This is a genomic window from Weissella sp. DD23, assembly GCF_001579105.1.
Lineage (GTDB): Bacteria > Bacillota > Bacilli > Lactobacillales > Lactobacillaceae > Weissella > Weissella cibaria.
On sequence record NZ_KQ970392.1, the window covers coordinates 288,409 to 294,953 of the forward strand.

The window sequence follows — 6,545 nt, forward strand, 5'->3', positions numbered from 1 at the left end:
ACAACCAATTAATGCAAAGTATTGGCTTGCAGGTTTGTCAGTGGAAAAAGACGGTGTCATGTATGAGGCGAAGATAGCGTTTAAAGGTGGTGAACCGGCACGACAAGCGATTGCTGAGCACGGCAATTTGGCCGAAGTGCAAATGCAGTATTGGTTTGACTGGATCTTTCGTGAGTTTTCAGAAAAGCGACCAATGTCGACTTTGAATCGATTCAATGCAGGTGAACTGTCGATTCATGAGGTGTCGCCTCAATTTCGGACGGTCTTAGCAGCGGCAACATATGGGGAGCAGATGACTAATCAGTTATATGCTGCTGGTGAAATGCCAAATTATCATCCGGGTGCATTAGTGCAGGGGTGGGCAGTTGAACAGGCGTTTGAACAACATTTACGGCCGTTGTTGGCGCTACCTGAAGTCGCAGCTGTCTCGTTGGAAGGTGGCGGTATGCGTCGCGTTGAGACAAAGCCGGAGGATCCAGATTGGTTTTGGACGTTCGAAGTTTTTGATAAGACGGATGATGTCGATCCTTATCTAGAAGTACCAATTCATTCGGGGGCCATTGCAACGCATGAATTAATCGATGGGGTAGCGGCAGTGATGTTGCCAGATTTAACGGATGCGGCAATTTGGGTGACGGCTCTGTCACAATTTGAAGATTGTGATCAACTATCGACAATTACAGTACCAGGGCGGGGTGTTTTAGTTATCAATAAAACGGCACGTACATGGGGTGAAAATTAATTTAAAAAAAGGGTTGCCAAGAGATGATTATCCTGGTAATATATATTATGTTGTTGAGGCAACGAAGCGACATAATGGCTCATTGGTCAAGCGGTTAAGACTCCGGTTTTTCACACCGGCATCCAGGGTTCGACTCCCTGATGAGCTATACTGATTAAAAAGGCGATTGCGAAAGCAATCGCCTTTTTTGTACTTTTGGGTATCTATCCCCAAATACCTTTGATACACTGTAAGTGACAAATGATAAGTAGAGGTGAACATAGATGACACGATTGTACGTAACTGACTTAGATCAAACTTTCCTACACGAGGATAAGACGTTTGATGCTGATCGTTTTACGACTATTTTGGATAAGTTGGATGCGCAAGGCGACCAATTTGCCATTGCTACTGGGCGAGAAGCGAAGTGGGTGCGCACAAAGTTTGGGGCTTTAGCTGACCGTGTTCATCTGGTGACCAATAACGGTGCTGCATGGCACGTGCGTGGGACGGAAACGACGACTTTGCGCACGATTGACCCAGCCACACTAACTGAGTTGGAACAAATTTTGGTAGATGTTTCACCAAAGGACGGTATTATTGCCTTTTCTGCGGACAGCATGTACCGCTTAAATGGGTATGGCGAGCTACGTGCTGACTTGCAAGACTATATGACACAGGTCTATGGTCAAATTCATATGGTTGATCACTTGCGCGACATCCCCCAACCATTGGCTAGCGTGACGGCGATTTTTGATGTTGTCCATTCAAATGAGGCGATTGCCCGTATTCAAGCGACAACATTGTCTTTGCACCCAACGACGTCAGGCTATGGGGCGGTTGATATTTTAGCAGCAGGTGTCAATAAAGCGACTAGTCTATCAGCGATGATTGCCGAATTACAATTAGCGCCTGAAGATTTGACGGTCTTTGGGGATGGTATGAATGACTTGGAAATGATGCAGTTGGCGGGCGAAGTGTACATTATGCCGAATTCAGATGAACGTCTCTTTGGCCGCGGCTACCGTGAGGCACTATTTGATAATGAGCATGATGGTGTCTTGGCAACGCTGGAAACAATTATTTAACTGATTATAGGAGCGAGCGCAGGTTCGCTCCTTTTTGCTAAACTTATGCGTAGGGGGATTAGCTGATGATTAATTATGAAAGTTATCCATTGTTAAATGGCACAATTACGCTATTTTATTCACCAATGGGCGTGCAATTTGTCTCGTTGGCCGATGACCCAGTTGCTGAATATCAATCTTGGTATCCAACCGGTCAGCCAACGTCGGCAACCAAGCAGCGCTATGCCAATCTGGTGGCTGCGTATTTAGCAGGACGGGCCTTACCACCATATCAAGTGGATTGGCAATCGCATGGCACCGATTTACAACGGCAAGTTTGGCAATACTTGCAAACTATTCCGACAGGTACGACGATGAGTTATCAAGCGTTGGCCACGGCGATTGGGCGACCTAATGCTGTCCGGGCCATTGCCACAGCGGTTGCGAAAAATCCATTACTGATTTTAGGCGCTTGTCATCGCATCGTCCGTCAAGATGGCACGTTGGGAAATTATCGGGCCGGCGTGACTTGGAAGCAAAACTTACTCGCATTTGAACACCAACTTCAAAATTCTATGTTAGATTAATTTTTGAGTGAGGTGACATGATGAAGCAAACAAAATTTGTGGCAACTGATTTAGATGGTACGCTTTTAAATGATCAGAAACGATTTAATCGGGATTTATTTGCGCAGGTCCTAAAAGCATATGAAGCAACGGGCGGGGAATTCATCGTGGCGAGTGGTCGCGATTTAAAACACGTCCAAATGTTATTTGGTGGTTTCTTAGACCGGGTGAATATTGTGGCGGATAACGGCGCAACAATTCTTTCTGCTGACGGTCAGATTCAAGAACGACACATGATGACGCAAGAACAATTAAGTAGTCTACAACACGAAATCGATCGTATGTCAGTTAAACCGCATGGTGGTATCCTAGTGTTCAGTCCGGATGAGTTATTAGTCGTCCGCGATTATGGGGCCATCCCAAGTGGTTTTTTAACGATGATGGCTAGCTTATATGGGCAGCCACGCTTTGTGGATTCGTTAATGCAAGTCGACGTACCGGTCATGAAGGTGACGGTGTTTTGGACGCTAGCTGAAAGCGAAACATTTGTGACCCAAGTCCGCCAAAATCAGACCGATGTGCATGCAACGACACCCGGAAATGGTGTCGTGGATGTCATGGCGCCAGGTGTTAATAAAGCGGCCAGCCTCCAGCAATTATTGGAGACACTTGGTGGTACGCCATCGGAATTAGCTGTCTTTGGGGATGGTATGAACGATTTAGAAATGCTGGCAATCGCAGGGCAACCAATTATTATGCCTAATGCTGATAAGCGATTATTCGCGTATGATTATGCCATCGCTGTCGCTGACAATAATCACGACGGTGTGTTGCAAACTTGGCAAGAACTAATATGAGTGTAGAAAAATAAGGCTGGGACAGAAGTTTCTGTCTCAGCCTTAAAAGCCTTTTGTCTCACTCTCTATTTTGTTGGCGAATTTGGTCTAGTTGGGCGCGCTTGTCAACGTTGATATAACCCATTAAGCCGTAGAAAAAGAGTTGTTCAAGTTGCTGATCGATTGTTTTGATATCGATTTCACCCTGAGCAAGAGCGATGGTTTTTTGACGATCGTACGACATGAACATATCGATGTATACGCGAATAGCAGCGGTGCTGACGTCAGCATTGAAGAAGCCTTCAGACCGTCCTTGTTCAATAATGGTCGTAAAAAAAGTATCTCGGCGTGTGTCAGCAACTGCCCGAATGTGTGCATCATCTGTCTCAAGCAAGGTAATCATTTCTGGGCCGTATGTGGTGGCGATTTTCTTTTGGGCAGTGGCCGTGAGTGTGGCAAAAGCCTTTATCTTATCTAAAATCGTTAGATCAGGTGAATCTGCAATCGCCATGATACGGTCAAAAAGGTTATTGAGTTCATCGTTAGCAATTTCCCGGACAAGGGTATCCTTACTATCGAAATACTTGTAGAAGGTCACCACTGAAACACCGGCATCAGCTGCGATACTTTTTAAGTCAGTATTGTGAATGCCGTTCTCACGGAACAAAGCCGTAGCGCTCGCGATTAATTGTTGTTTCGTGAGCGCTTTTTTGGTTTCTCGGTTCATGATGTACCTCCTTGATTTAATTTTAATATACCACAAAAAGTTTAATCAGCAAGTGTTATATTAAAGTTTTCTTGACGTGGGTATGGGGTGGCGGTACACTTATATTTAACTTAATGAAAATATGAATATGAAAGGCCGGAGGAAGAACAATGGCATTTTTGGAATTACAAAATATCCGCAAGTCATACTTTTTGGGTAAAGAAGAGTTCCCTGTTTTGAAGGGAATTGACTTGGACTTTGAATTGGGCGAGTTTGTTTCAATTCTTGGTGAATCAGGTGGCGGTAAGTCGACTCTGATGAATATCATTGGTGGTTTGGATCGTGAATTTGAGGGTCAAGTTACCATTGACGGTCAAGTTTTGGACCACAAAAAAGAAAAGCAACTCGATGCTTACCGTCGGGGGACGATTGGTTACATCTACCAAGCCTACAATTTGATTAGTCACTTGACGGTTTTGGAAAATGTATTGGTCTCATTAGAGATGACGACGTTGAGCCAAAAGGAGAAAGTGGCCCGCGCAACTGAACTACTGACAAAGGTTGGTTTGCAAGAACAAATTAAGAAGCACCCTAACCAATTGTCAGGTGGACAAAAGCAACGTGTGGCAATTGCCCGTGCGTTGGCATCAGACCCTAAGGTGATTATTGCTGATGAGCCAACGGGTGCGTTGGACGGTAAAAACACGGCTGAAGTTTTGGAAATCCTAGAAGACATTGCCAAGGATGGTAAGTTGGTTATCGCGGTAACGCACTCACAAGATGTGGCGAACCACGGGACACGAATTGTTCATTTGGCAGATGGTCAAATTGATGACGACCAACGTTTGCGACCAGCATTCGAACTTCCAGCCGATGATACGCGTTTAGCTGACCGACCATTGCCAGCGTCAGCGTCATTCCGCAATGCGTTTAAGCACTTAACGTATAACTTCTGGCGTAATTCGTTGATTATGATTGGAACGGCAATTGGTTTGTTTGCGGTGATGCTGTTTACCGGGTTAGGAAATGGTGTTAAGGCCTACATTAATGACCAGGTCAATTCTTTGGCTAATCCAACGGCGGTAACGGTTGCCCGTCATCAAGGTGATAACGGCGGCGTTGGTCAAACTTCTGGGGCCACAGCCGGCGTTGACATGGATAAGACGACGATTTCAGATGACCAAATCAAGAAGATTAAGGCCAACAAGTACGTGAAGACGTTGCAAAAGGGTTATCAAGCCGGTAACGTGCAAGCAACATTGGATGGTAAGGCTTACTCACTTGGCACAGTGCAAACGTGGTCAGCAACTTATCAAAAGAAGTTGATCAAGGCTGGTCATGTGCCGGGCAAGAACGAAATCTTGGTCGACAAGAAGACGGTTGCGAAGAAGTTCAATACCAAGGATTGGCAATCAGTTGTTGGTAAGACGATGACGGTTAAGTGGATGACAGTTAAGTCAGACGGAATGACACCAGTTGAGATTAACAAGACATTCAAGGTTGCAGGTGTTATCGATGCTGGCCAAGCCGGTACAGCTAACGTGACAACGGCCGGCACCATCGAAGATGCCTACAAGGAAGCTGGTGCGGATACGCGTGCGTTGTTCGTGACGGTTCGTGTGAAGCATACCGATGATGTGAAGGCCTTCCAAAAGGCAGTCAACAAGATGAAGGATGCAGATGGCAAGCGTTTGTACCAAGCGGTAACGGTTGGTTCAATCTTGGATACGATTAACACGATTGTGTCATTGGCAACAAATGTGTTGGCAGCGATTGCGGCCATCTCATTGATTGTGTCAGCCTTGATGATTATTGTGACGATGTTCATGTCCGTTTCAGAACGAACGAAGGAAATTGGTATCTTGCGTGCTTTGGGTGAAAGCAAGAAGGACGTTCGTAACTTGTTCACGTCAGAATCATTGTTGATTGGATTGGCAAGTTTCATTTTGGCAGTGATTTTGGCATTCGGTATTGGGGCTGGGTTGAACAGTGCCCTTTACCAAATCGCGAAGTTTGATATGATTCAAATCTCATTGGGCAATGTCGTGATGACATTGATCTTAGCTTTGGTCATTTCATTCTTGGCAGCTTTGTTGCCAGCTCGTCGTGCAGCAAAGTTGAACCCAATTGATGCTTTGTCAGCAGATTAATAGTTAACTTTAAAAGCCACCATCCCCAGTCGATGTACAGGGGATGGTGGCTTTTAACTGTCACTGGAAAAAGTGACCTAGACCGTGTAAACTTGTAAGCGATAAGAACATGATAGAGACGGCTAATTACCGCCTGTACCAATTTAGTATTTCACTTAAAGGGGAGTTAATCATGAGCACAGTTTTGACCCACGCAACCATCTATACCGGGGAACAAGAAAATCCAGTTATCAAGGATGCTTACATCCGTTTTGATAAGCAAATTGAAGCAATGGGGCCAATGGCTGAATTGGTTTTGACGGCAACGGATGACGTTGTCCGGGCCGATCGTAAAGTTATTGTACCTGGCTTTATTGATGTCCACACGCACGGTGCCTATGGATTTGATACCATGGACGGTGTGACAGAAGATATCGTTAAGATGGTGCATGGGCAAATTTCAGAGGGAATTACGGCTGTTTTCCCAACAACCATGACCCAATCAGTTGAGAATATTTCA

Annotated in this window: 5 protein-coding genes, 1 tRNA gene and 2 pseudogenes; 7 read left to right on the forward strand and 1 reads right to left on the reverse strand. The window is 45.3% G+C overall.

What is annotated here, in order from left to right; genetic code table 11:
• The 5 genes and pseudogenes from WEIDD23_RS05680 to WEIDD23_RS05700 all read left to right on the forward strand — a co-directional run.
• A pseudogene (locus WEIDD23_RS05680) lies at positions 1-742 on the forward strand (hypothetical protein); the annotation flags it as partial.
• Between the two features lie 76 nt (positions 743-818).
• A tRNA-Glu gene (locus WEIDD23_RS05685) sits at positions 819-890 on the forward strand.
• A 115-nt stretch (positions 891-1,005) separates the two neighbouring features.
• Complete coding sequence (locus WEIDD23_RS05690) at positions 1,006-1,809, forward strand: HAD hydrolase family protein (protein WP_010371394.1); 804 nt, start codon at positions 1,006-1,008, stop codon at positions 1,807-1,809.
• A gap of 65 nt (positions 1,810-1,874) precedes the next feature.
• Positions 1,875-2,375 carry a methylated-DNA--[protein]-cysteine S-methyltransferase gene (locus tag WEIDD23_RS05695; RefSeq protein WP_010371392.1) on the forward strand — a complete coding sequence of 167 codons (501 nt, stop codon included), beginning with the start codon at positions 1,875-1,877 and terminating at the stop codon, positions 2,373-2,375.
• A 17-nt stretch (positions 2,376-2,392) separates the two neighbouring features.
• The gene (locus WEIDD23_RS05700; RefSeq protein WP_229103710.1) at positions 2,393-3,211 is read left to right on the forward strand and encodes an HAD hydrolase family protein; all 819 of its coding nucleotides are present in this window, start codon (positions 2,393-2,395) and stop codon (positions 3,209-3,211) included.
• Between the two features lie 58 nt (positions 3,212-3,269).
• On the opposite strand, the gene WEIDD23_RS05705 is transcribed toward WEIDD23_RS05700, so the two are convergent.
• Positions 3,270-3,917, reverse strand: coding sequence for a TetR/AcrR family transcriptional regulator (locus WEIDD23_RS05705; protein ID WP_010371388.1), 648 nt, complete (start codon positions 3,915-3,917; stop codon positions 3,270-3,272).
• 149 nt (positions 3,918-4,066) lie between these two features.
• Between WEIDD23_RS05705 and WEIDD23_RS05710 the strand changes: the two genes are divergently transcribed.
• Positions 4,067-6,046 carry an ABC transporter ATP-binding protein/permease gene (locus WEIDD23_RS05710; protein ID WP_010371381.1) on the forward strand — a complete coding sequence of 660 codons (1,980 nt, stop codon included), beginning with the start codon at positions 4,067-4,069 and terminating at the stop codon, positions 6,044-6,046.
• A gap of 172 nt (positions 6,047-6,218) precedes the next feature.
• Positions 6,219-6,545 (forward strand): annotated as a pseudogene (locus WEIDD23_RS14610) (amidohydrolase family protein); the annotation flags it as partial.